General features: G+C 63.6%; 25 protein-coding genes. 11 read left to right on the top strand and 14 right to left on the bottom strand.

Annotated elements, in window-relative coordinates:
• Nucleotides 1-141 precede the first annotated feature (141 nt).
• The 9 genes from J3B00_RS25960 to J3B00_RS25920 all read right to left on the bottom strand — a co-directional run bounded on the left by J3B00_RS25960 (nucleotide 142) and on the right by J3B00_RS25920 (nucleotide 9,618).
• The gene (locus J3B00_RS25960) at nucleotides 142-840 is read right to left on the bottom strand and encodes a S24 family peptidase (RefSeq protein WP_209874257.1); all 699 of its coding nucleotides are present in this window, start codon (nucleotides 838-840) and stop codon (nucleotides 142-144) included.
• A 184-nt stretch (nucleotides 841-1,024) separates the two neighbouring features.
• Nucleotides 1,025-1,552, bottom strand: a complete 528-nt coding sequence (gene ppa, locus J3B00_RS25955) for an inorganic diphosphatase (protein ID WP_016497835.1) — start codon at nucleotides 1,550-1,552, stop codon at nucleotides 1,025-1,027.
• 93 nt (nucleotides 1,553-1,645) lie between these two features.
• Nucleotides 1,646-2,461 (bottom strand): M90 family metallopeptidase, encoded by an 816-nt coding sequence (locus J3B00_RS25950; protein WP_209874253.1) that lies wholly within the window; start codon nucleotides 2,459-2,461, stop codon nucleotides 1,646-1,648.
• Nucleotides 2,462-2,468: 7 nt separating this feature from the next.
• Nucleotides 2,469-3,116 carry a DedA family protein gene (locus J3B00_RS25945; RefSeq protein ID WP_209874250.1) on the bottom strand — a complete coding sequence of 216 codons (648 nt, stop codon included), beginning with the start codon at nucleotides 3,114-3,116 and terminating at the stop codon, nucleotides 2,469-2,471.
• A 309-nt stretch (nucleotides 3,117-3,425) separates the two neighbouring features.
• Nucleotides 3,426-3,884 carry a GNAT family N-acetyltransferase gene (locus tag J3B00_RS25940; protein ID WP_209874247.1) on the bottom strand — a complete coding sequence of 153 codons (459 nt, stop codon included), beginning with the start codon at nucleotides 3,882-3,884 and terminating at the stop codon, nucleotides 3,426-3,428.
• A gap of 108 nt (nucleotides 3,885-3,992) precedes the next feature.
• Nucleotides 3,993-4,811 (bottom strand): ethanolamine ammonia-lyase subunit EutC, encoded by an 819-nt coding sequence (gene eutC, locus J3B00_RS25935; RefSeq protein WP_209874244.1) that lies wholly within the window; start codon nucleotides 4,809-4,811, stop codon nucleotides 3,993-3,995.
• Nucleotides 4,812-4,819: 8 nt separating this feature from the next.
• On the bottom strand, nucleotides 4,820-6,214 hold the full coding sequence (locus J3B00_RS25930) for an ethanolamine ammonia-lyase subunit EutB (RefSeq protein ID WP_209874241.1): 1,395 nt from the start codon (nucleotides 6,212-6,214) through the stop codon (nucleotides 4,820-4,822).
• 48 nt (nucleotides 6,215-6,262) lie between these two features.
• A complete protein-coding gene (gene eat / locus J3B00_RS25925) occupies nucleotides 6,263-7,711 on the bottom strand; it encodes an ethanolamine permease (RefSeq protein ID WP_209874238.1) in 1,449 nt (482 codons plus the stop codon).
• A 386-nt stretch (nucleotides 7,712-8,097) separates the two neighbouring features.
• Nucleotides 8,098-9,618, bottom strand: coding sequence for an aldehyde dehydrogenase family protein (locus tag J3B00_RS25920; RefSeq protein ID WP_209874235.1), 1,521 nt, complete (start codon nucleotides 9,616-9,618; stop codon nucleotides 8,098-8,100).
• 268 nt (nucleotides 9,619-9,886) lie between these two features.
• Between J3B00_RS25920 and J3B00_RS25915 the strand changes: the two genes are divergently transcribed.
• From J3B00_RS25915 to J3B00_RS25900, 4 genes are all read left to right on the top strand, one after another.
• Nucleotides 9,887-11,866 carry a sigma-54-dependent Fis family transcriptional regulator gene (locus tag J3B00_RS25915; RefSeq protein WP_209874232.1) on the top strand — a complete coding sequence of 660 codons (1,980 nt, stop codon included), beginning with the start codon at nucleotides 9,887-9,889 and terminating at the stop codon, nucleotides 11,864-11,866.
• A 66-nt stretch (nucleotides 11,867-11,932) separates the two neighbouring features.
• A complete protein-coding gene (gene mpl / locus J3B00_RS25910) occupies nucleotides 11,933-13,282 on the top strand; it encodes a UDP-N-acetylmuramate:L-alanyl-gamma-D-glutamyl-meso-diaminopimelate ligase (RefSeq protein WP_209874228.1) in 1,350 nt (449 codons plus the stop codon).
• On the top strand, nucleotides 13,279-13,908 hold the full coding sequence (ubiX, locus tag J3B00_RS25905; protein WP_209874224.1) for a flavin prenyltransferase UbiX: 630 nt from the start codon (nucleotides 13,279-13,281) through the stop codon (nucleotides 13,906-13,908). Before mpl ends, ubiX begins: the two co-directional genes overlap by 4 nt.
• Nucleotides 13,905-14,192 carry a YceK/YidQ family lipoprotein gene (locus J3B00_RS25900; RefSeq protein ID WP_209874221.1) on the top strand — a complete coding sequence of 96 codons (288 nt, stop codon included), beginning with the start codon at nucleotides 13,905-13,907 and terminating at the stop codon, nucleotides 14,190-14,192. Before ubiX ends, J3B00_RS25900 begins: the two co-directional genes overlap by 4 nt.
• A gap of 122 nt (nucleotides 14,193-14,314) precedes the next feature.
• Here J3B00_RS25900 and J3B00_RS25895 read toward each other — a convergent pair whose 3' ends face one another.
• From J3B00_RS25895 to J3B00_RS25885, 3 genes are all read right to left on the bottom strand, one after another.
• The gene (locus tag J3B00_RS25895; protein ID WP_209874218.1) at nucleotides 14,315-14,956 is read right to left on the bottom strand and encodes an oxidoreductase; all 642 of its coding nucleotides are present in this window, start codon (nucleotides 14,954-14,956) and stop codon (nucleotides 14,315-14,317) included.
• Between the two features lie 26 nt (nucleotides 14,957-14,982).
• The gene (locus J3B00_RS25890; protein WP_209874215.1) at nucleotides 14,983-16,716 is read right to left on the bottom strand and encodes a C13 family peptidase; all 1,734 of its coding nucleotides are present in this window, start codon (nucleotides 16,714-16,716) and stop codon (nucleotides 14,983-14,985) included.
• 205 nt (nucleotides 16,717-16,921) lie between these two features.
• The gene (locus tag J3B00_RS25885; RefSeq protein ID WP_209874212.1) at nucleotides 16,922-17,377 is read right to left on the bottom strand and encodes a MaoC family dehydratase; all 456 of its coding nucleotides are present in this window, start codon (nucleotides 17,375-17,377) and stop codon (nucleotides 16,922-16,924) included.
• A gap of 157 nt (nucleotides 17,378-17,534) precedes the next feature.
• Between J3B00_RS25885 and J3B00_RS25880 the strand changes: the two genes are divergently transcribed.
• The 3 genes from J3B00_RS25880 to J3B00_RS25870 are packed head-to-tail and all read left to right on the top strand — an operon-like array spanning nucleotide 17,535 to nucleotide 19,210.
• The gene (locus J3B00_RS25880; protein WP_209874209.1) at nucleotides 17,535-17,897 is read left to right on the top strand and encodes a CidA/LrgA family protein; all 363 of its coding nucleotides are present in this window, start codon (nucleotides 17,535-17,537) and stop codon (nucleotides 17,895-17,897) included.
• Nucleotides 17,894-18,610, top strand: a complete 717-nt coding sequence (locus tag J3B00_RS25875) for an LrgB family protein (protein WP_209874207.1) — start codon at nucleotides 17,894-17,896, stop codon at nucleotides 18,608-18,610. The genes J3B00_RS25880 and J3B00_RS25875 overlap by 4 nt, the downstream gene beginning before the upstream one ends.
• 9 nt (nucleotides 18,611-18,619) lie before the next feature.
• Entirely contained in the window at nucleotides 18,620-19,210 is a 591-nt protein-coding gene (locus J3B00_RS25870) for an LON peptidase substrate-binding domain-containing protein (RefSeq protein WP_209874204.1), read from the top strand.
• 40 nt (nucleotides 19,211-19,250) lie between these two features.
• Here the strand turns inward: J3B00_RS25870 and J3B00_RS25865 are convergent, their stop codons facing one another.
• Nucleotides 19,251-20,567, bottom strand: coding sequence for a bifunctional DedA family/phosphatase PAP2 family protein (locus J3B00_RS25865; RefSeq protein WP_209874201.1), 1,317 nt, complete (start codon nucleotides 20,565-20,567; stop codon nucleotides 19,251-19,253).
• Nucleotides 20,568-20,570: 3 nt separating this feature from the next.
• A complete protein-coding gene (locus J3B00_RS25860; protein WP_209874198.1) occupies nucleotides 20,571-21,263 on the bottom strand; it encodes a DNA-3-methyladenine glycosylase in 693 nt (230 codons plus the stop codon).
• A gap of 264 nt (nucleotides 21,264-21,527) precedes the next feature.
• Here J3B00_RS25860 and J3B00_RS25855 point away from each other — a divergent pair, with 264 nt between their 5' ends.
• The 4 genes from J3B00_RS25855 to rlmH are packed head-to-tail and all read left to right on the top strand — an operon-like array spanning nucleotide 21,528 to nucleotide 24,410.
• On the top strand, nucleotides 21,528-22,799 hold the full coding sequence (locus J3B00_RS25855; RefSeq protein WP_209874195.1) for a glutamate-5-semialdehyde dehydrogenase: 1,272 nt from the start codon (nucleotides 21,528-21,530) through the stop codon (nucleotides 22,797-22,799).
• Nucleotide 22,800: 1 nt separating this feature from the next.
• Nucleotides 22,801-23,460 carry a nicotinate-nucleotide adenylyltransferase gene (nadD, locus tag J3B00_RS25850; protein ID WP_209874191.1) on the top strand — a complete coding sequence of 220 codons (660 nt, stop codon included), beginning with the start codon at nucleotides 22,801-22,803 and terminating at the stop codon, nucleotides 23,458-23,460.
• A gap of 44 nt (nucleotides 23,461-23,504) precedes the next feature.
• Nucleotides 23,505-23,933 (top strand): ribosome silencing factor, encoded by a 429-nt coding sequence (gene rsfS, locus J3B00_RS25845; RefSeq protein ID WP_209874188.1) that lies wholly within the window; start codon nucleotides 23,505-23,507, stop codon nucleotides 23,931-23,933.
• 9 nt (nucleotides 23,934-23,942) lie between these two features.
• The gene (gene rlmH / locus J3B00_RS25840; RefSeq protein ID WP_009397919.1) at nucleotides 23,943-24,410 is read left to right on the top strand and encodes a 23S rRNA (pseudouridine(1915)-N(3))-methyltransferase RlmH; all 468 of its coding nucleotides are present in this window, start codon (nucleotides 23,943-23,945) and stop codon (nucleotides 24,408-24,410) included.
• Nucleotides 24,411-24,415 lie beyond the last annotated feature (5 nt).

The following is a 24,415-nucleotide window of genomic DNA, read 5'->3' as shown; positions in this document are numbered from 1 at the left end:
GGCCATGAAAAGAAGGCAGACGGCTGTGTCAGGCGTCGCCGAGCCCTCTGGAGAGCGGCCTGGGCCGGTCTGGGGCGTAATGTGCGCAGAAGCATACTAGGGCTGGCGCGGGTTGCCCAGCAAAAAATGGCACAGGGTGTTTCATTCGCTCGGCGGCTGGCTGAAATACGACCAGTGGAACACCCAGCCGAGAATTTCCAGGCCTTGGGCGATGCGTTGGGCGCGGCTGTAGCGTTGCACGGCGTAGTTACGCCGGTCGTGGCTGTGCAGGCAAAGGGTGTGGTTGTGGCCGATGCTCAGGCTGTGGACCTTGAGCTGGCCATTGTGCAGCAGGGCATAGACCTGACCGTCGACCACCTCGGTCTTGCCCCGGTCGATGGCGACGATGGCATCCATCGGGATCAGCGGCGCCATGTTGGCGGCCGGCATGGTCAGGCAGATGGCCTGCTCGGGATCGATGCCGAGGGTTTCCAGGGCGTGGCAGGGCAATGGCAGGTGGGCCTGAGCCTCGGGCAGGAGGCGCTGGGCATGCAGCCTGTGCAGCGGAATATGCACCAAGCGGTCGTCGTGGTTGAGCAACGGTGTTGCGCGATCCCGGACGGGCCTGGTAGGGCCCTGGCGGAAAATCGCACTGGGGTATTTGGGCCCGTCGCCAGTGAGCAGCCAGCGCCGATGGACACAAAACAGGTCGGCGGTCTCGTCCATGCGGGCCAGCGGCACGCCACGCTTGAACCAGTTGTTGACGTGCTGCGGCGTTACCCCGCGCTGTGCGGCGAAGTCGGAGGGGGTCATGTGGCACTCCAGGAGGAGGGCCTTGAGGCGGTCGCCGGAAGTAGTCATGCGGCCGAGTGTAGCGGCCTTGGGCTAGCAGGGAAATGAACCCGGGGTTTGAGCGTCGTGTAGGAAACTGGGTGAATTGCGGGAAGTGTCCTAGGACCGTGTAGGGCCTTTTACCGGGGCAGTTTTACAAGATGTCCAGACATGAAAAAACCCGCCGAAGCGGGTTTTTCTAATGCAGTCGAGCTCAGCCTTTGTAGGCAGCAACCGACTTGGTGATCGCAGCGCGGGCAGCGTCAGCGCCGTCCCAGCCTTCGATCTTGACCCACTTGCCCTTCTCGAGATCTTTGTAGTTCGCGAAGAAGTGCTCGATCTGCTGGATCAGCAGCGCCGGCAGGTCGGTGTATTCCTTGACGTCGACGTACAGCTGCGACAGCTTGTCGTGCGGTACGGCGATGACTTTGGCGTCGCCGCCGCCGTCGTCGGTCATGTTCAGGATGCCGACCGGACGGGCGCGGATCACCGAACCTGGCGCAACCGGGTAAGGGGTCACGACCAGCACGTCGAGCGGATCACCGTCATCGGCCAGGGTGTTGGGGATGAAGCCGTAGTTGGCCGGGTAGAACATCGGGGTGGCCATGAAACGGTCGACGAACAGGGTGTCGCTATCCTTGTCGATCTCGTATTTGATCGGCGCGTGGTTAGCTGGGATCTCGATGGCGACGTAGATGTCGTTCGGCAGGTCTTTGCCAGCCGGAATCTTGCTGTAGCTCATTGGGCAGTGCCCCCGTGTCTGATCAGAAAATTGGCGGCGATTATAGACACATTCCACCCGGGCACGCCACGCCCTGCCTGATGTGCGGGCAGGTCACTGCTGGCCTTGGCGATACTCGGGATGTTCGGCCTGCAACTGGCTGAGGCGGGCCAGCGGGTCCTGGCGGTAGAACAGCGCCAGTTGCTGGTACACCTGTGGATAAGCCTGCTGCAGCAGGTCGGGGCCGCTGAAGAAGTACTCGCTGGTGACGGCAAAGAATTCTGCGGGGTTCTCGGCGGCGTACGGGTCGATGGCGGTCTCGGCGTCGGGGTTGGCGTCCAGCTGCCGGTTGAGACCGTCATAGGCCTGTTGCATGGCGCTGGACCACTCACCGACCTGCATGCCGTGGTGCAGTGGCGGCAGGCCGTTGGCGTCGCCGTTGAGCATGTCGAGTTTGTGCGCCAGCTCGTGGATCACCAGGTTGTAGGCCTCCCAGCCGCCACCCCCGAGTACCCCATCCCAGGCCAGGATCACCGGGCCCTGTTGCCAGGCTTCGCCGCTGTGTTCGCCGTCGTACACGTGCTCGACGCCGCTCGCGTCGCGGTGGCGTTGCGGGCTCTTGAAGTCGTCCGGGTAGAGAATGATCTCGTGGAAGCCTTGGTACCAGTCAAGGTCGCCCAGGTGCAGCAAGGGCAGTTGCGCTTGGGCGGCGAGGAGCAGGCGCTGCTCGTCGTCCAGTTCGACCCCGGGCAGGGTGGTCAGGTGCTTGGCCGCCAGAAACAGTACGCAGGCCTCGCGCAGCCAGCGGTCTTCTGCGTCAGTGATGCCATCGAGCAGCGGCAGCCGATCGCGCACGGCCTGCCACAGCGGCGCAGCAATCGGATAACGAGCCAGGGTGCGCCGGCGGCGCCAGGCGCGAAACGACCACATGGGGCGGTCAGTGCGCCTTGGCGGCGCGGCCGAAACGCCCGCGCAGCAGGCCGAGAATCATCGGCACCAGCGACAGGACAATGATGGCGACGACCATCAGCGACAGGTGCTGCTTGATGAACGGCACATTGCCGAAGAAGTAGCCCAGGGTCACCAGGCCGCCGACCCACAGCAACGAACCGGCAATGCTGAAGGTAAGGAAGCGCGGGTAGTGCATGTGGGCGATGCCCGCGACGAACGGCGCGAAGGTGCGCAGGATCGGCAGGAAGCGCGCCAGGGTCACGGTCTTGCCGCCGTGGCGGTCGTAGAACTCGTGGGTCCGTTGCAGGTAGTCGCGGCGGAAGATCTTCGAGTTGGGCTTGTTGAACAAGCGTTCGCCGGCCGTTCGGCCGATCACGTAGTTGGTACTGTCGCCCATGATCGCCGCGGCCATCAGCAGGCCCGCCAGCAGTACCGGATCCATGCCACCACCGGCGGCTACCGCGCCCGCAATGAACAGCAGCGAGTCGCCTGGCAGGAATGGCATCACCACCAGGCCGGTTTCGCAGAAGATCACCGCGAACAGGATGGCGTAGATCCATGGGCCGTAGTTGGTGACCAGCAGGTCGAGGTAGGCATCGAGATGGAGGATGAGATCCAGCGGGTTGAAATCCATGTACAGCACCTGTGTTCTTGACCCGCGACTACGGGCGCGCAAAGACGGAAATCGGCAAGGGGCGTAGGCTTTTTTACCTGCGGAGGCGTAAATATTCACATATGTAGGAAGGGGATTATACGGAGAAGACGGGATTGTGCCCGGAGAGATTGTAGCGGCGGGTTACGAGGGGCGTGTCGGCGGGGGGGGGGGTACGCCGTGTGGGCCTCTTCGCGGGGCCAGCCCGCTCCTACAGGTTCACCGCTGTTCTGAAAACCGCGGTGAACCTGTAGGAGCGGGCTGGCCCCGCGAAGAGGCCCACACAGGCAGTCAATCCTGACTGATCGGCAAGATGTAGTTCTTGAACTCGGTATCTTCGCGAAACCCCATGGATTCGTAGGTCTTCTTCGCCACTTCGTTGTCATTGCTGGTCGAAACGCGCAGGCGTACAGCATTGGTTTCCTTGGCCATCTTCTTGGCTTCACGCATCAGGTGGTCGGCCACCAGCATGCGTCGGGCGTCTTCGGCCACGTAGATGTCATTGAGGATCCACACGCGCTTGAGCGACAACGAAGAGAAGCTCGGGTAGAGCTGGCAAAAGCCCAGCAGGCGGGCGTCATCGTCATCCGCCAGGGCCAGGTAGATCACCGACTCCTTGAGCCTCAGGCGCTTTTCAAGAAAGCTGCGCGAACTGTCCGGATAGGGCAGTTGCCCATAGAACTCGCGGTATTTGACGAACAGCGGGTTGAGCAGGTCGAGGTGTTCCAGGGTTGCCTTGATGATGCGCATGTGCGGCCCTCAGAGTCCATTTGGGGAAACAGCGGATTGCCAGCAGGTGTCACCGGCATGCTGCCGAATGCAGGCTAGAAGCGCAATCCACCTTCCGTGACACGATTGTTACTCTTCTCCGAGTAGGAAGTTTCCGCTTTTGCCGGTGGAATGTTCGCTGTCGATGCTATGGACCTCCGCTTCGTCCTTGAGATTCACACCCGAAAGCTGGCGCCGACAAGCTTCGCGCATCAGGTAGAGCAAACGGTGGGCGGCCATGCCGTAGCTCAGGCCTTCCAGGCGCACGTTGGAAATGCAGTTGCGGTAGGCGTCGGTCAGGCCGACCTTTGGCGCGAAGGTGAAGTACAGGCCGAGGCTATCCGGCGAACTGAGGCCGGGGCGCTCGCCGATGAGCATCACGGTCATGCGTGCGCCGAGCAACTCGCCGATCTCGTCGGCCACCGCCACCCGGCCCTGTTCGACCAGCACCACCGGGGCGCTGCTCCAGCCATCACTGGCGGCCTGTTCTTCGAAACGCGCGATGAACGGCAGGCTATGCCGGTGCACGGCAAGCGCCGACAGGCCATCGGCCACCACGATCGCCAGGTCGACGCCACCCGGATTGGCCTGGGCATGCTCGCGCAGTTGTGTCACCGACGCCTCGTTGAGGCGCCGCCCCAGGTCGGGCCGCTGCAGGTACTCATGGCGGTCGCTGGCTGCACTGTGCAGCAGCAGGCTGTCGCGGCCACGTTCGCTGAGCTGGCTGCGCAGGCCAGCATGGTCGAACGCCAGGTGCACGGCATCGCGGGCCTGGGCGTGGGCGAACTGGAAATCCAGCTGGGCAGCGGTCGGCAGGCTGGTGCCGCTACGGCCCAGGGCGATGCGCGCCGGGGTCAGGTTGCGCAGTGCCAGCCAAGGGTTGTCGGGGGTGGGCGTGTGTCGATCCATGGTCACCTCTAGGCCAGTTGCGCCAAGGCGTGGCGGAAGGCTGGCGGCAGGTTGTCGCCAAAGCGAATGCGGCCATCGGCCTGGGTGAAGATACCGGTGCGCTCCAGCCAGGCCTCGAATTCCGGCCCGGGCTTGAGGCCGAGGGTCTGGCGCGCATACAGCGCGTCGTGGAACGAGGTGGTCTGGTAGTTGAGCATGATGTCGTCAGAGCCGGGGATGCCCATGATGAAGTTGATTCCGGCGACGCCGAGCAGGGTCAGCAGGGTGTCCATGTCGTCCTGGTCGGCTTCGGCATGGTTGGTGTAGCAGATGTCGCAGCCCATCGGCACACCCAGCAGCTTGCCGCAGAAGTGGTCCTCAAGCCCGGCGCGGATGATCTGCTTGCCGTTGTAGAGGTACTCCGGGCCGATGAAACCGACCACGGTATTGACCAGAAACGGCTTGAAATGGCGGGCCACGGCATAGGCGCGGGTTTCGCAGGTCTGCTGGTCGACGCCGTGGTGGGCGTTGGCCGACAGTGCGCTGCCCTGGCCGGTCTCGAAGTACATCAGGTTCTGCCCGAGGGTGCCGCGCTTGAGCGACAGGCCGGCTTCGTAGCCTTCCTGGAGGACATTGAGGTTGATCCCGAAGCCGGCGTTGGCCGCCTCGGTGCCGGCGATCGACTGAAACACCAGGTCCAGCGGCACACCACGGTTGATCGCTTCGATCGAGGTGGTGACGTGGGTCAGCACGCAGGCCTGGGTGGGGATCTGGTAGCGCTGGAGAATCGCGTCGAGCATTTCCAGCATGGCGCAGATCGACGAGATGCTGTCGGTGGCCGGGTTGATGCCGATCATGGCGTCGCCGTTGCCGTATAGCAGGCCGTCGAGGATGCTCGCGGCGATCCCGGCCGGCTCGTCAGTCGGGTGGTTTGGTTGCAGGCGGGTCGAGAGCCGACCGCGCAAGCCCATGGTGCCGCGAAACTGAGTGACCACGCGGATCTTCTGCGCAACCAGCACCAGGTCCTGCACGCGCATGATCTTCGATACCGCAGCGGCCATTTCCGGCGTCAGGCCAGGGGCGAGGGCGCGCAGGCTGTCTTCGTTGGCCTCCTCGCCGAGCAGCCAGTCGCGCAGGCCGCCGACGGTCAGGTGGCTGACCGGGGCAAAGGCCGCGCTGTCGTGGGTGTCGATGATCAGCCGGGTAACTTCATCCTCCTCGTAGGGGATCAGCGCTTCGCTGAGAAAGTGCTTGAGCGGGATGTTGGCCAGGGCCATCTGCGCGGCGACCCGTTCACCGTCGTTGCTCGCCGCGACCCCGGCGAGAAAATCGCCCGAGCGCGCCGGGCTGGCCTTGGCCATCACCTCTTTGAGGCTGTCGAAGCGGTAGACCAGATTGCCCACCGTGTGTACGAAACTTGCCATACAGACTCTCCAGAGCGCCGCAGGGTCAGCTGCGGCGCGTAGCGGCGATCAGTGCAGGGCCTCTTCGGCCTTCTGGATCGCGGCGAATTCCTCTTCCGGCGTCCCCGCTACCAGGTGGTGGCGGCTGTAGAAAGCAAAGTAGGCAATTAATACTCCATAGATCACCGCTGCGCCAATCACCACGCGCGGATCGACCAGGAAGCCGGCAACCACCGCCAGACAGGCCAGCACCAGCGCCACGCCGGAGGTAAAGACGCCGCCAGGGGTACGGTAAGGGCGCTCCATTTTGGGGCGACGGATGCGCAGGGTGATGTGCGCGGCCATCATCAGCACGTACGACAGGGTGGCACCGAATACCGCGACCAGGATCAGCAAGTCACCCTGGCCGGTCAGCGACAGGGCGAAGCCGATGATCCCTGGGATGATCAAGGCCAGCACCGGCGCCTTGCTCTTGTTGGTCTGGGACAGTTTGCGCGGCAGGTAGCCGGCACGCGACAGGGCGAAGATCTGCCGCGAATAGGCATAGATGATCGAGAAGAAGCTGGCGATCAGGCCAGCCAGGCCGACCAGGTTGACGAAGCCGCCCATCCAGGTCGAGCCGCCGTACGCCTTGGACAGTGCCTCGACCAACGGATTGCCGGAGGCCTTGAGCGCTTCGGAGCCGGCACCGCCTGGGCCGATCACCAGGATCAGCAGGGCAAAGGCAAGCAGCACCAGCATCGCGCCGATCAGGCCGCGTGGCAGGTCGCGCTTGGGGTTCTTGGTCTCTTCGGCGGCCAGCGGCACGCCCTCGACGGCGAGGAAGAACCAGATCGCATAGGGGATCGCCGCCCACACGCCGATGTAGCCGAACGGCAGGAAGCTGCTGGCGCCGACGGCCTGGGTCGGGGCGATGTCGAACAGGTTGGCGGCATCAAAGTGGGGCACCATGCCGATCAGGAACACCACCAGCGCAATCGCGGCCACGGCGGTAATGATGAACATCAGCTTCAGTGCCTCGCCGACACCAAAGATGTGGATGCCGATGAAGATGATGTAGAAGGCCAGGTAGATCATCCAGCCGCCGATGCCGAACAGCGACTCGCAGTAGGCGCCGATGAACACCGCAATGGCCGCAGGGGCGATGGCGTATTCGATGAGGATCGCCGTGCCGGTGAGAAACCCGCCCCAAGGCCCGAAGGCACTGCGGGCGAAGCCATAGCCGCCGCCGGCGGTGGGGATCATCGACGACAGTTCGGCCAGCGAGAAGCACATGCACAGGTACATCGTGGCCATCAGCAGCGTGGCGAGGAACATGCCGCCCCAGCCGCCCTGGGCCAGGCCGAAGTTCCAGCCGGCGTAGTCGCCGGAGATCACGTAGGCCACGCCCAGGCCCACCAGCAGGACCCAGCCGGCGGCGCCTTTTTTCAGTTCACGTTGCTGGAAATAGTCCGTGCCGACTTTTTCGAAATCGACCGAGGAATTTGCCGGCGTACCGCCGGAATGATCGCTTGGCATAGGGTTCACCTGTTTTTTTTCTTGATGGCCGCAGGGACTGTCGGCCGCTTGGTGATTTGTATTGCAGGAAGCGCGCCAGAGCGGTTCTGGCCTTGGTTGTGGGGTCTGGTTTGGGTTTTGGGGTGTCAGTTGCGGCCTCTTCGCGGGGCAAGCCCGCTCCTACAGGGTTTTTGTCGATCACATGATTTGTGTACGACCCCAATCCTGCAGAGGGGTCGTGCCGATCACGAGATTTGTGTACGACCCCATTCCCGCAGGAGGGGCCATGTCGATCACGTGATTTGTGTACGACCCCATTCCCGCAGGAGGGGCCGTGTCGATCACGAGATTTGCGTACGACCCCAATCCTGTAGGAGCGGGCTTGCCCCGCGAAGAGGCCCTCAGCCTTAGAAGAAGCCCAACGGGTTGATGTCGTAGCTCACCAGCAGGTTCTTGGTCTGCTGGTAATGGTCGAGCATCATTTTGTGCGTCTCACGCCCCACCCCCGACTTCTTGTAGCCGCCAAATGCCGCATGCGCCGGGTACAGGTGATAGCAGTTGGTCCACACGCGCCCAGCTTTGATCCCACGGCCCATGCGGTATGCACGGTTGATGTCGCGGGTCCATACCCCAGCGCCGAGGCCAAACTCGGTGTCGTTGGCAATCGCCAGCGCTTCGGCTTCATCCTTGAAGGTCGTCACGCTGACCACCGGCCCGAAGATTTCCTCCTGGAACACGCGCATCTTGTTGTTGCCCTTGAGCAGGGTCGGCTGGATGTAATAGCCGGTAGCCAGGGCGCCTTCGAGTTTTTCCACCTTGCCGCCGGTAAGCAACTCGGCGCCTTCTTCCTGGGCAATATCCAGGTACGAGAGGATCTTCTCGAACTGCTGCTGGGACGCCTGCGCGCCGACCATGGTGTCGGTGTCCAGCGGGTCGCCACGCTTGATCTGCTTGACCTTCTTCAGCACCGCTTCCATGAACTGCGGATAGATCGACTCCTGGATCAGCGCACGCGACGGGCAGGTACACACTTCGCCCTGGTTGAAGAACGCCAGCACCATGCCTTCTGCCGCCTTGTCGATGAAGCTCGGCTCGGCCTGCATGATGTCTTCGAAGTAGATGTTCGGCGACTTGCCGCCCAGTTCGACAGTGGACGGGATGATGTTCTCGGCGGCGCACTTCATGATGTGCGAGCCCACCGGGGTGGAGCCGGTGAACGCGATCTTGGCGATGCGCTTGCTGGTGGCCAGTGCTTCGCCGGCCTCACGGCCATAGCCTTGCACCACGTTGAGCACGCCCGGTGGCAGCAGGTCGCCAATCAGCTCGACCAGTACCGTGATGCCCAGCGGGGTCTGCTCTGCGGGCTTGAGCACCACGCAGTTGCCGGCAGCCAGGGCCGGGGCGAGCTTCCAGGCAGCCATCAGGATCGGGAAGTTCCACGGGATGATCTGCCCGACCACGCCCAGAGGCTCGTGAATATGGTAGGCCACGGTGCCTTCGTTGATCTCGGCGGCGCCGCCTTCCTGGGCGCGGATGCAACCGGCAAAGTAGCGGAAGTGGTCGACGGCCAGCGGGATGTCGGCATTGAGGGTTTCGCGGACCGGCTTGCCGTTGTCCCAGGTCTCGCTGATGGCCAGCAGTTCGAGGTTCTGCTCGATGCGGTCGGCAATTCTCAGCAGCACATTGGAGCGGTCCTGCACGGACGTGCGGCCCCAGGCGTCGGCTGCGGCATGGGCGGCGTCGAGCGCCTTGTCGATGTCTTCGGCAGTGGAGCGGGGGAATTCGGCGATCAGCTTGCCGTTCACCGGAGACGTGTTTTCGAAGTATTGCCCTTTGACCGGAGCTACGAATTCGCCACCGATGAAGTTCCCGTAACGGCTCTTGAAGCTGATCTTCGAGCCTTCGGTACCGGGATGTGCGTAACGCATGGTGTGTCTCCTGGCTAGTTATGTTTGTTGGGGGAGTGAAAAGCGTAGAGCAAAGGTCGGGCCACTGCTTTGGGGCCCTTATAGATCAATGACTTGGCTCAATAGGAAGCAAGGGTGACAGTGCTCCCGTATCAGCCTTGGCACGGCTTGGGTGACACTTTGTACCGTTGTCGATACGTTGCAGGCCTTACGTGGCAGTGCGTCATTGCAAAGCCTTGCGCGGTGGAGGATGCTGACTTGAGGCTCTATCTGCGGAGAACAACAACACATGCAGAGCAATGCGTTCAGCCAACATGCCCATGACGTGCTCACGGTTGCCCGTGGCGAACCCAGTGGCGCGGCCAGCGACCCCTCCATCGCTCGCTCATGGTTGCGCTGCCTGGAGGACTATCACCTCGATCCGGCGCGCAGCCAGGCGCCCGTGGTGCTCGAGCATGGCCGCCTGCTGGAAACCCGCGAGCGTCTGCGCCAGGTGCTGCAGGTCGCCGGCAGCGAGATGAACAGCCTGCACCAGCAGCTGTCAGGCGCCGGTCACGCGGTGCTGCTTACCGATGCCCGTGGGGTGATCCTCAACTGCGTCACCGCGCCCACTGAGCGGCGCATCTTCGAGCGTGCCGGACTGTGGCTCGGCGCCGATTGGAGCGAGGCCAGCGAGGGTACCAATGGCATCGGCACCTGCCTGGTCGAGCGCCAGGCACTGACCATTCACCAGAACGAACACTTTCGCGGTCGGCACACTGGCCTGACCTGCTCGGCGAGCCCGGTGTTCGACCCGCACGGCGAGCTGCTGGCGGTGCTCGATGTGTCTTCAGCGCGGGCCGATGTTTCGCGGCAGAGCCAGTTCCACACCATGGCCTTGGTCAATCTGTCGGCGAAGCTGATCGAGAGCTGCTATTTCCTGCGCCATTTCGAGCACCAGTGGCTGCTGCGCTTCCACCTGCAGGCCGAATCCGTCGGGCTGTTCAGCGAAGGGCTGCTGGCGTTTGATGGCGATGGGCGGATCTGCGCAGTCAATCAGAGTGCCTTGAATCTGCTCGGCAGCATCCGCGGGGGCGTGCTGGGCAAACCGGTGGACATGTTCTTCTCCTGCAGTCATGACGCGTTGCTGGGTCGGGCCACGCCGCAAGGCAGCGCGGTCTGGCCGTTGCACACCCGTGACGGGCGCCAGGTGTTCGCCAGCCTGCGCGGCCAGGCGCATACCCCGAGCTGGACGGTGCCGGCGGCCATGCCGTTGCCAGGCAATCTACCGCAGGCGCAGGTGTGCCTGCTCGATCCCGCCTTGCAAGCTGACTTTGGCCGCGCCGTGCGTGTCTTCGAGCGTGACGTACCGCTGTTGCTGTGCGGCGAAACCGGCTGTGGCAAGGAGGCGTTTGCCCAGGCCGTGCACCAGGCCAGCCAGCGCCGGCACAAGCCGTTCGTTGCGATCAACTGCGCGTCGATCCCCGAGAGCCTGATCGAAAGCGAGCTGTTCGGCTATCGCGGTGGCAGCTTTACCGGCGCGCGCAAGGAAGGCATGCGCGGCAAGTTGCTGCAGGCCGATGGCGGCACCCTGTTGTTGGACGAAATCGGCGACATGCCACTGGCCTTGCAGACACGCCTGCTGCGCGTGCTCGAGGACCGCCAGGTGGTGCCGATCGGCGGCGAGGCGCAGGCGGTGGACGTGCGGATCATCAGCGCTACCCATCGCAATCTGCTGGAACGGGTCGAACAGGGCAGTTTCCGTGAAGACCTGTACTACCGGCTCAATGGCTTGGAGGTGCCTCTGCCGGCGGTGCGCGAGCGCAGTGACAAAGGGCAATTGCTGGACTTTCTGCTAAAGCAGGAAGCGGATGGCCTGCCCGTAGAGATCGACCCGGCAGCGCGCCAGGCGTTACTGGCGTTTGCCTGGCCGGGAAATGTGCGGCAGATGCGCAATGTGCTGCGCACCTTGCTGGCGCTGTGTGACAACCACAGCATCAAACGATCGGACTTGCCTGCCAGCATGCAGCGCACCGAGCGCCCTGTAGCAGCGGGCTTACCCCGCGAAGGCGTCGGCACAGACGACAATGTTCAACCTGCGGACGTCTTCGCGGGGCAAGCCCGCTCCTACAGCGGGCTAGCGCCTCTTGAGGACGCAGAGCGGAACACGTTGCTCGCTACGCTCGAGCAACACCGCTGGCACCTGACCAACGTCGCCAGCCACTTGGGCATCAGCCGCAATACCTTGTATCGAAAACTTCGCAAACACGGCATCGCGCGCACCGGCTGAGCGATTCAACGGGTGCGATTTCGCGCGCCCTGGGCTACCCTGCCTCGACGTTTTGCGAGGTCGATCATGCACATTCATATTCTCGGTATTTGCGGCACCTTCATGGGCTCTTTGGCAGTACTCGCCAAGGAGCTGGGCCATCGCGTCACCGGCTCCGACGCCAATGTCTACCCGCCGATGAGCACTCAGCTCGAAGCTCAGGGCATCGAGCTGACCCAGGGCTACGACCCGGCCCAGCTTGAGCCAGCGCCTGATCTGGTGGTGATCGGCAACGCCATGTCGCGGGGCAACCCGGCGGTGGAATATGTACTGAACAAAGGCCTGCCGTACGTTTCCGGCCCGCAGTGGCTGGCCGATCACGTGCTGCAAGGTCGCTGGGTCCTGGCTGTGGCCGGTACCCACGGCAAGACCACCACCAGCAGCATGCTGGCGTGGGTCCTGGAGCATGCGGGCATGAGCCCGGGCTTCCTCATCGGCGGCGTGCCGCAGAATTTCTCGGTGTCGGCGCGTCTGGGCGGTACGCCATTCTTCGTGGTCGAGGCTGACGAATACGACAGCGCCTTCTTCGACAAACGTTCGAAGTTCGTTCATTACCACCCGCGGACCGCGATTCTCAACAATCTTGAGTTCGATCATGCGGACATCTTCCCGGATCTGGCGTCTATCGAACGACAGTTCCACCATCTGGTGCGCACCATTCCGAGCGAAGGGCTGGTCATTCATCCGACCACCGAGCCAGCCCTGGAGCGGGTGATCGGCATGGGTTGCTGGACGCCAGTGCAGACCACCGGTGCAGGCGGCCAGTGGCAGGCGCGCTTGCTCAGCGCCGACGGCTCGCATTTCGAAGTGCTGTTCGACGGTGTCGCCCAAGGGGTAGTGCAGTGGGAGCTGACCGGCCAGCATAACGTCGCCAACGCCTTGGCGACCCTGGCGGCCGCGCGCCATGTCGGCGTAGTGCCGTCGATGGCCATTGATGGCCTGAGCGCGTTCAAGAGCGTCAAGCGGCGTATGGAAAAGGTCGCCGAAGTGCAGGGCGTGACCATCTACGATGACTTCGCCCACCACCCGACTGCCATTGCCACTACCCTTGATGGCCTGCGCAAGCGGGTTGGCGAAGCGCCGGTGATCGCTGTGATCGAGCCACGCTCCAACTCGATGAAGCTCGGTGCCCACCGCGATGGCCTGCCGGAGAGCGTCAATGATGCCGACCAGGTGATCTGGTACGCCCCAGCCAACCTCGGCTGGGACCTGGCGGGTACTGCCGCCCAGTGCAAGGTGCCAGCAGTGGTGGCCGACAGCCTTGAAGCAATCATCGAGCGGGTCAAAGGCCAGGCGCGTCCGGGCACCCATGTGGTGATCATGAGCAACGGCGGCTTTGGCGGCCTGCACGGCAAGCTGGCCGAGGCCCTGCAGTGAGCGGCCCGGAACGCATCACCCTGGCCATGACCGGCGCCTCAGGCGCGCAGTATGGTTTGCGCCTGCTTGACTGCCTGGTGCGCGAAGACCGCGAAGTGCACTTCTTGGTGTCCAAGGCGGCGCAATTGGTGATGGCCACCGAAACGGACGTACAACTGCCGGCCAAGCCCCAGGCGATGCAGACCTTCCTGACTGAGTACACCGGGGCTGCCGCTGGGCAGATCCGCGTGTATGGCAAGGAAGACTGGATGTCGCCGGTGGCCTCGGGCTCTGGCGCGCCGGCGGCCATGGTGGTGGTGCCGTGCTCGACGGGCAGCCTGTCGGCGATCGCCACTGGTGCGTGCAACAACCTGATCGAGCGCGCCGCGGACGTTACCCTCAAGGAACGTCGCCAATTGATCCTGGTGCCGCGCGAGGCGCCGTTTTCGACCATTCACCTGGAGAATATGCTCAAGCTGTCGCAGATGGGCGCGGTGATTCTGCCGGCGGCGCCTGGGTTTTATCACCAGCCGCAGACCATTGATGATCTGGTCGACTTTGTCGTCGCGCGCATTCTCAATCTGCTGAACATTCCCCAGGACATGCTGCCGCGTTGGGGTGAGCATCATTATGGGGTCGACGATTGAAATGGCCGCTGTTGGGGCTGCTGGTGCTGCTTCAGCTGGGTGGCTGCGCCACGGTGCGCACGCTCGATGCCAACAAGCCCGGCGCGCCGGTGGTGTATGCCGGGACGCGGCTTGATCTGTACGTGATCAATGGTGGGTGTTGTCCGGCAGACCGCTTTGGCGCTGAGGCGCCAGCGTATCCGCGACTGGACCTGCCGGGGAGTGCGCTGCTCGATACGGTGTTGCTGCCGTTGTCGCTGTTGACGGCGCTTGGGGTGGGCTTCAACGCTACGGGCGGGCTGTGAACGTGAGGCGGCTGCGGCCGGCCTCTTCGCGGTGCAAGCCCGCTCCTGCAGGAGCGGGGGCTCTGAAGATCAGCGCTGATCCTGTAGGAGCGGGCTTGCCCCGCGAAGAGGCCGGCAGATTACTACCTGCCTAACCTGCGCAACTCATCCGACTCAACCACGCGAATCCCGTCTTCCTCTTCCAACGCCAGCCGCCACAACGCCCGGGCCAGCGTGCACGCCTCGATCCCCCGGTACTTGCCCGGCATGAACCGCGCAAACGGCGCCGCCAAACGCTCACCCAAGCGCGGTTCGATCCGCTCCCCGAGCAGCAGCGACGGCCTGACGATGGTCAGTTGCGGCCAGTCCTGCGCCTGCAGCGCCTGCTCCATCTCGCCCTTGACCCGGTTGTAGAAGATCGACGACTTGGCATCGGCGCCTATCGCGCTGACCACCAGCAGATGCCGCGCGCCCATCTCCCTCGCGCGCTTGCTGAAGGCCACCACCATGTCCAGATCAACCTCGCGAAACGCCGACTCCGAGCCTGCCCGCTTGAGCGTGGTGCCCAGGCAGCAGAACGCGATGTCGACGCGCCCGCCCAGTTGCGGGAGGAACACGGCCGGGTCACCCACCGGGTTTTCCAGGTGCGGATGCTCGGCCAGGGGCCGGCGGGTCGGCGCCAGTACCCGGCTGATGGTGGGTTCGTTGAGCAGGCGGTCAAGCAGGTGTTCACCGGTAAGACCGGTGGCTCCGGCAAGCAGGACATGCTGAGGCGTCAAATACATGATGTCTCTCCCTTGTTACACACAGCTTAGCGGTTGGCCGGTTTTTTTTCCTGCCCCTGCGTGGCTGTCTGGGCTTCATTGCGCAAGGCTTCTTCGGCCTGTTGCTGGCGCAGTCGTTGCCAATGTGCCAGTACTGCCGGCGGGGCCCAGATTTGCGGTTCCGAGGCTTCGAAACCTTCCCTTGCTTCTCGTTCGGCAACGCTGGCGCGGGCCAGTTCAAACGCCTGTTTCAGGTCGTCGGTCTGGTTCAGCGCCTCGGCGAACAGGGCATCGCCAAAGTAGGTGAAATCGGCCTCTTCCGAGCAGCCGAACGAGACCCGGTCAGGCCGCGCGGCGGTCATTATCACGGTGCGCTCATCTTTCAGCGGCGCGATGTAGCCGCCCGAATAACAGGCGGAAATCACCACCACCTTGTCGCGATCTTTCAATGGCGCCAAAGCACTGGCCAATTCATCGGCGGAGAGGTCTGCCAGTTGCAGGCGGGGCTGGTCGAGCACCAGTTGATGATCGTGGCTGCCGTGGCTGGTCAGGTAGACGAATACCAGGTCTTCCGGGCCGCTGCGCTCGGCCAGGGCTTTGGCGGCGCGGGTGATGGTTTCGCGGGTGGCCATCGGCCGGTCGCTGAGGTGGTCGCGGTGGTTGACCAGAGTGACTTGGCCGCGGGCGCCAAAACGCACCTTGAGCATGTTGCTGACGTAATCGGCCTCGCGCAAGAACACGCTCTGCTGGCCATCGCCGGCCACGACCAGGCTGTACAGCTGGATGGGCGGCTGCGAATGCGGGAGCTTGGCCAGCGCGTCTTCAAGCAGCTTGCCCTGGTTGAGCAAGGCCAGGTCCAGCGGGTCGGGGAGCAGCTTGCCGTGCTCGTCACGCACGCGTACGCCCTTGACCCAATAGCCGGCCTCGATACGGCCGTTGGCCTGGATCAGGCGACCATGGCCCTGGTAGGCATCGTCGCTGAACCCACCGATGTACTGGCTGCCATCGGCCAGGTGTAGATGGCCTTCACCCGAGAAGCGCCATTCGCGAAAGCCGCCCTTGTAGCGACTGCCATCGCTGCCGAGCAGCTCACCCTGGCCATCCAGCGAGCCGTCCTTGAACTCACCGATCCACACGTCACCGTCGGCATTCTCGTAGCGGCCACGGCCTTGCAGGCGGTTGTCCTTGAACTCGCCGATGTACTGCTCGCCATCGACGCTGTCGTAGGTGCCGCTGCCCTGCAACTGGCCATCGATGAAACGGCCGCTGAACTGGTTGCCACTGGCATCGCTGCGCACCCCGGCGCCATTGGGCTTGCCCTTGGCGAACAGGCCCTGGTAGCGACTGCCGTCGATCAGCTCGAGTTGGCCGGCGCCTTCGTATTGGTCGTCCTTGAACTGGCCGCTGTAGACCTGGTCGTTCTGTTTGAGTGTGCCTTCGCCATCGCGTCGGCCATGCTTGAAGGTGCCGGCGTAATGGCTGCCGGGGGTGCTCAGGTCGCCCAGCCCGTCGAACAGGCCCCCGGCGAACTGGCCGCGATAGACTTCGCCGTTGCTGCCGTGCCACTCACCCAGGCCGTGCCATTGGCCATTGTTGAAGGTGCCGGCGTACCAGCTGCCATTGGGGTAGTCGATGCGGCCTTCGCCTTGCAGCAGGCCGTCGACCACCTGGCCCCGGTAGCGGCCGCCGTCTGGCAGGCGTGCGTCCGGTGGCGACAGCGGTTCGCCTTCGCCGCAGGCGGCGAGCAGGAGAGTGAGGGCGAGGGGCAGCAGCGGTCGCATGGCGGATCCCGGGCGATAGATCTGCCGAGTATGCCGCAGAATGCGCAGGCTGAGACAGGTGAATGGCGTTGCGATCGGTGTTGCCCCCTTCGCGGGACAAGCCCGCTCCTACAGGGGGGGTGTCGTTCGCAAAGTCCCTGAACAACACCGATCCTGTAGGTGCGGGCTTGCCCAGCGAAGAGGCCCGCTGCACCTCAAGCGGATATCAGACGAAACACAGCGACAACGGTTCGGCGATATAGGCCGGTTTCTCTTCGCCCTCGATCTCCAGCGTCGCGGTCACCTTGAGCAGCCATTGCCCAGGCTTCTTCTCGGTGGCGGCGGTCAGCTCGACCTTCAGCCGCACCTGGCTGTCGACTTTCACCGGCTGGATGAAACGCACGCTGTCCAGGCCATAGTTGACCACCATCTTCAGCCCCTCGGGCAGCACCAGGATGTCCTCCATCAGCTTGGGGATCAGCGACAAGGTCAGAAAGCCATGGGCAATGGTGCTGCCGAACGGCGTTTTGGCGGCTTTTTCAGGATCGACATGAATGAACTGAAAATCGCCAGTTGCTTCCGCGAACAGGTTGATGCGTTGCTGATCGATCTTCAGCCATTCGGAACGTCCAAGTTCCTTTCCAACGTACTGCGAAAGCGCTGCAACAGGTACATAGGGCATCGTGACTCTCCGGGTTGTCATTGCTGTTCGGGTGGTACGAATGTGCAAGATCAGCACGTCGCGGGGTTACGGTCAAGTTGCCATCTTTTCGGCGAATATCGGCTTATGGGTATCGGTAGCGTGCTTATAATGGCCGCCATGCCCGAAGGAGATGCTTATGCTGTTGCGTGGTTTGACCTGGCTGGTGTTGTTTCAGCTGCTGGGTACGGCGCTCAACCATCTGTTTGTGCCGATCCTGCCAGGGCCGATCATCGGCCTGTTACTGCTGCTGGTGTTTCTCATGGCCCGAGGCGAGGTGGGCAAGCCGCTGAACGAGGCTGCCTCCAGCCTGCTGCGCTATCTGCCGTTGCTGCTGGTACCGCCGGCGGTTGGCGTGATGGTCTATGCCAAGGATATCGCTGCAGACTTCTGGGCCATCGCTGGCGCACTGGTGCTGTCGTGCCTGGCAACGCTGGTCTTCGTCGGTGTGCTGATGCAAAAGCTCATGCATCGCCAAGGCAAGCCTGAGGAGCACTCATGAACCTCGACTGGCAAGGCGCGCTCGACGCAGTCATCCATCACCCACTGTTCGGCATCGGCATTACCCTCGGCGCCTACCAGGTGGTTCTGGCCGGCTATGAGAAGACCCGCTGGATCTTTCTCCAGCCGGTACTGGTCTCGATGTTGCTGGTCATCGGCGTCCTGCTGCTGTGCGGCATCGACTACAGCGAATACCGCAAAAGCACCGAGATCATGAACGTACTGCTGGGCCCGGCCACGGTAGCCCTGGCCGTGCCGCTGTATCTGAACCTGCGGCGCATCCGCCAGCTGTTCTGGCCGACATTTACTACGCTGGTAATCGGAGGCCTGTTCGCCACGCTGGCCTGCCTGTTGCTGGGGTGGTGGTTTGGCGCCGAGCACATGATCCTGATGACCATGGCGCCGAAGTCGGTGACCTCGCCCATTGCGATGCTGGTGGCCGAGCAGATTGGCGGCGTGGCGGCCCTGGCGGCGGTGTTCGTGCTGATCACTGGCGTAATCGGGGCAATTTTCGGCCCGGCGTTGTTGACTCGCTTCGGCGTGCACAGCCCGGAGGCGCGTGGCATGTCGCTGGGCGTGACTGCGCACGCGGTGGGCACTTCGGTGGCCCTGCAGGAAGGTGATGAATGCGGCGCTTTCGCCGCATTGGCGATGAGCTTGATGGGCGTGGCCACGGCAGTGTTCCTGCCGTTGGCGGTTAGCCTGGTGGCTTGAGGAGTTGTGATGACGCTACCGCTGTTTCCGCTCAATACCGTGCTGTTTCCAGGTTGCATGCTCGATTTGCAGATCTTCGAAGCGCGCTACCTGGACATGATCGGCCGCTGCATGAAACAGGGCGGCGGTTTTGGCGTGGTATGCATCCTTGACGGCGAGCAGGTCGGCAAGGCGCCACCGGGGGTGGCATCGCTTGGCTGCGAGGCGCTGATTCGTGATTTTGTCCAGCAGGACAACGGTTTGCTCGGCATCCGTGTCGAAGGGGTGCGCCGCTTCGAGGTCGCGCAGACCGAAGTGCAGAAGGACCAGTTGATGCTGGCCGAGGTGCGCTGGCTGGCCGACAGTGTCGACAGCGAGCTGACGGAGCACGACGATGACCTGCTGGCGCTGCTGCTCGCTTTGGGTGAGCACCCGATGGTCGCGGCGCTGGACATGCCACGGGCGTGCGATGGGCGTCAGGCGCTGGCCAACCAACTGGCCTATCTGTTGCCCTTTATGGAAGAGGACAAGCTCGAGTTGCTGGCAATCGACTCGCCGCAGGAGCGCCTGGCGGCGATTCAGAAGCTGCTGGAGCGGATTCAGGGCGAGCTGTTTGCCTGATGGCCGGCCTCATTGCGAAGAGGCCGGCACTGATCCGGCCTCAGTACTGATAACGCAGCAACGCCTGCGGCAGGGCATACAAGGCAAAAAATGCCAACAACGCGATACAGGCCGGCAACACCAGCCACCACACCCGTAACGGCAGGGCGGTCAGCGGCTGGCGGAATTGCACCAGCGTTAGTGCCAGGGCCGTTACACAGCAGGCCAGCAACGCCCCGGCGAGGATATCGGTTGGCCAGTGCGCGCCGAGGTATACCCGTGACAGGGCAATCGCCAGTGCCGGCAGGCAGCCCAGCAATATCCAGGTCAAGCGCATGCGCGGCGGTTGTCCGCGCCCGGCCAGCACGGCCATCACCAGGAAGAACGCAAACGACGCCGAGCTGTGCCCGCTGGGCATGCTGTAGGTGGTCAAGGGATCACTGAGCACCTCGGGGCGAGCCCGGGCAAACAGCCATTTCAGTGTGCCGTTGGCGCACGCTGTGCCCATCAATGCGCCGCCCGCGAACAGCGCATGCCGCCATTGCCGCGAGAGCAGCAGCAAGCCTGTCAGCAGTCCACCGAGGAACAACTGCGTGCGGAAATCACCCAGCCGAGTGACCAGCACCACGGCGCCATCGATGGCCTGGCTGCGGTGCTCCTGGACCAGTGTCATCACCCCCTGATCGAATTCATGCAGGTACGGCCAGCCGAGGAACAGTCCCGCCAGCGCCAGGAAGCACAACGCCGAGATCAGTCGCGTGCCATGGCGTTGGTCGCGAATGCTGCTGTTCAGGCTCAGGCCGACCAGCACGGCCAGGGTCCCGGCGATCACCCCGGCATCCAGCCAGAAGCCTTCGGGCAGGGGCAGGCGCATCGCTGCGCCGGTGGCCCAGCCGGGCAGCAGATACGCAATCGACCAGCCGGCACCGGCCACCAGGCTGACCGCGATGAAGCGCGGCAGGGGCATGTCGAACATGCCCGCGACCATCGGCAACATTGGTCGCAGCGGGCCGATGAAGCGCCCGACCAGCAGGCTGGCAATGCCGTAGCGCTGGAAGTAGCTCTCGGCGCTGCCGATCCACTCCGGATGATGGCGGATCAACGGCAGGCGGCGGATATTCTGGTGGAAGTATTTGCCGATGGTGTACGACAGCGCATCGCCGAGCAGGCCGCCGGCAAAGCCCAGCAGCAAGGTTTCGCCCAGGCTGAAGGTGCCACTGCCGGCCAGCACGGCCACCGCAAACAGCAGCACCGTGCCCGGCACGATGATGCCGGCGATTGCCAGGCATTCGATGCATGCCACCAGAAAAATTGCCAGGCCAAGCCACTGCGGGTTGGCGCTGAGCCAGCCGGTCAGGCTGTCGAGCCATTGGCCCATGAGTCAGCTTCCTTGTTTGAGAATGGAGAAGTCCCGACCTTCGACCTGGCCCCGACGTAGCGGGTTCCGAGTGCAATGGCGGGCGAATTGAGCATCGACGAAGCGGTACGGCAGGTGTTCGTCGCGGCCGTGAGGAATGCCCAGGCGCGCGCACTGGATTACCTCGGGCACCGCGATCGCGCAGTCTTCGACGAACAGTCGCTCTGGGTCGAAACGCTTGGCGTCCCACTGCGTCACCTTCAGGCCGAGGGCGCGACAGAGCAAGGTCTGCCCGGCGCACAGACGCTCGGCGGGGCGCAGGTTGCCACTGGCGTCGGGGTTGTTCAACTGCATTTGCGCCAGGCTGTTGGCGTCGGACACGGCGTCCTGCCAAGGGTAGGCCGACTTGATCAACACCGCGTTGCCGGGGCCGTGGGCGCTGAAATTGAGCGAGTCGCCGCCGCGGGCGTAGTACATATAGATGTGCCCGCCATCGAGGAACAGCGCCTTGCGCTTGTCGGTATAGCCGAGCGAGGCGTGGCTGCCCTTGTCGGTGAGGTAGTAGGCCTCGGTCTCGATGATTCGTGCGGCCAGCCAGAGATCGCCTTGGCGATGACGGATGACCTTGCCCAGCAGGGCCTTGGCCAGGGTCTGGGCGTCACGGTCGAAAAAACTGTCGGGCAGGGCACGGGCCGGGCAGGGTGAGGGGGCTGGCATGCTGGGCTGTTCGTGATTGAGTGGCGCGATCATAGCAATTATTCGCTTAATCGAGCCTGAACTGCCGTGTAGACCTGATTCATATGCCCGCCGCCGCTCCTACGGGTTATGCGGCGGATTTGGCGGCAAATTTCGTCAAGCAAAGTTACATCTTTCCTACCCATTCCCGTCGCCATCTTCTACCATCCGCCACCCGCCGCTGGGCGTACAGGGGCGTGCCAGTTATAATCAGCCGATTTCCCCTTTCGCCAAGACACCGAGCCCATGACTGAGTCCGTTCTTGACTACATGACCCGCCTGGGTCGCGCCGCCCGCGAGGCCTCTCGCGTGATCGCCCGTGCCAGCACTGCGCAGAAGAATCGCGCCCTGCAGGCCGCCGCCGACGCGCTGGACGCTGCCCGCGCCGAGCTTACCGCAGCCAATGAACAGGACCTGGCCGCCGGCCGTGCCAATGGCCTGGAGCCGGCCTTGCTCGACCGCCTGGCGCTGACCCCGGCGCGTATCGACGGGATGATCACCGGCCTGCGCCAAGTCGCCAGTCTGGCTGATCCGGTCGGTGCCATTCGTGACATGAGCTACCGTCCGTCGGGCATTCAGGTCGGCAAGATGCGCGTACCGTTGGGTGTGATCGGCATCATCTACGAGTCGCGGCCAAACGTGACCATCGATGCCGCGAGCCTGTGCTTGAAGTCGGGCAACGCGACGATTTTGCGTGGCGGCTCCGAAGCGATCCACTCCAACCGTGCCATCGCCACCTGCATCCAGCGTGGCCTGGCCGAGGCGGGCCTGCCTGCGGCCGTGGTGCAAGTGGTTGAGACCACTGACCGCGAAGCCGTCGGCGCGCTGATCAGCATGCCCGAGTACGTTGACGTCATCGTCCCGCGTGGCGGCCGTGGCCTGATCGAACGCATCAGTCGCGATGCCCGGGTGCCGGTGATCAAGCACCTGGACGGCATCTGCCACGTGTTCATCGACCAGCACGCCGACCTCGACAAGGGCTGGCGCGTGGCCTTCAACGCCAAGACCTACCGCTATGGCATCTGTGGCGCGATGGAAACGCTGCTGGTCGATCAGAGCGTGGCTCAGGACTTCCTGCCAGAGATGGCCCGCCGCTTCGCCGAGAAGGGCGTTGAGCTGCGCGGTTGCGAGCGCACCCGCGCGATCATCCAGGCCACGCCGGCCAGCGAAGCTGACTGGCACACCGAGTACCTGGCGGCGATCCTGTCGATTCGCGTGGTCGACGGCCTGGACCAGGCCATCGAGCACATCAATCACTATGGCTCGCACCACACCGATTCGATCATCACCGAACACCAGGGCCAGGCCCGGCGCTTCATGGCCGAGGTCGACTCGGCATCGGTGATGCTCAACACCCCGACCTGCTTCGCCGATGGCTTCGAATATGGCCTGGGCGCGGAGATCGGGATTTCCACCGACAAGTTGCACGCCCGTGGCCCGGTTGGCCTGGAAGGCCTGACGTGCGAGAAATACGTCGTCATCGGCGACGGCCAGTTGCGCGGTCAGGAGTCTTGCTGAGTTGAGCAAGGCCCAGGCAGTCCGGCGCGTCGGCATTCTCGGCGGTACTTTCGACCCGGTGCATATCGGCCACCTGCGCAGTGCGCTGGAAGTGGCCGAGTTGATGGGCCTGGACGAGCTACGCTTGCTGCCTAACGCCCGGCCGCCACACCGCGACACCCCACAGGTGTCGCCGCAACACCGCCTGGCCATGGTGCAAAGCGCTGTTCAAGGCGTCGATTGCCTGAGCGTCGATGCCCGTGAACTGGCGCGTAACACGCCGTCGTACACCATCGACACCCTGGAATCGATCCGGGCTGAGCTGGCGGACGATGACCAGCTGTTTCTGGTTCTGGGATGGGACGCGTTCTGCGGCCTGCCCGGCTGGCACCGCTGGGAAGAATTACTGCAACACTGTCACATCCTGGTACTGCAACGGCCGGACGCCGATGTCGAACCCCCTGACGAGCTGCGCAACCTGTTGGCTGCGCGCTCGGAGAGCGATCCCACCGCCATGTCTGGCCCGGCGGGGCATATTTCGTTCGTCTGGCAGACGCCGCTCGCGGTGTCTGCCACGCAAATCCGACAGCTGCTGGCCAGCGGCAAGTCGGTGCGGTTTCTGGTGCCGGACGCTGTACTGGCCTATATCGAGGCGCACGATCTGTATCGTGGGTCCAACTGACGGCGCCACTGGGCGCCTCATTCAATGAGTTGAACGAGTTTTATATGACCAAGCAAAAATCACTTATCTCGGCCGAAGAACTGGTCGAACTGGCCAAGACGGCACTGGAAGAGGTCAAGGCCCAGGACATCCAGGTCATCGACGTCAAAGAGAAGCACAGCCTGACCGACTACATGATCATCGCCACCGGTACCTCCAATCGCCAGATCAACGCGATGCTGGAAAAGGTTCGCGAGCTGGTCAAGGCCAAGGGCGTCATGCCACTGGGCGAAGAAGGCAAGGGCGAAAGCGACTGGGTGCTGCTCGACCTGAACGACGTCATCGTGCACATGATGACCGCCGCTGCCCGTCAGTTCTACGACCTCGAGCGTCTGTGGCTGGGTGCCGAGCAGAGCCGTGCTGCCGACGGCAAGCACCACAGCTCGGAAAACGGCCCGAACGAGTTCTTCGACAAGCTCAGCAACAAGCAATAAGGAAGCGCCGTGCGTCTGCGATTGATCGCGGTCGGCTCGCGCATGCCCAAGTGGGTCGAGGAAGGCTGGCATGAATATGCCAAGCGCCTCCCCTCTGAGCTGTCGCTCGAGCTGGTGGAAATCCCGCTGAACACCCGTGGCAAGAATGCCGACGTGGCCCGCCTGATCCGTCAGGAGGGCGAAGCCATGCTGGCCAAGGTGCAGCCCGGTGAACGCATCGTCACGCTCGAGGTTCATGGCAAGCCATGGAGCACCGAGCAGTTGGCGGTCGAGCTGGATCGCTGGCGCCTGGATTCGCGTACGGTGAATTTGATGGTGGGTGGGCCGGAAGGCCTGGCGCCGGAGGTGTGTGCGCGCAGCGAACAGCGCTGGTCGTTGTCGCCGCTGACCTTGCCGCACCCGTTGGTAAGGATACTGATCGGCGAACAGATCTACCGCGCCTGGACCGTGTTGTCCGGGCATCCCTACCACAAATGAGCCTC

This window comes from Pseudomonas sp. BP8 (assembly GCF_017875955.1).
GTDB lineage: Bacteria > Pseudomonadota > Gammaproteobacteria > Pseudomonadales > Pseudomonadaceae > Aquipseudomonas.
Note: the sequence above shows the minus strand (reverse complement) of the source record. Positions and strands in the feature narration are given on the sequence as shown.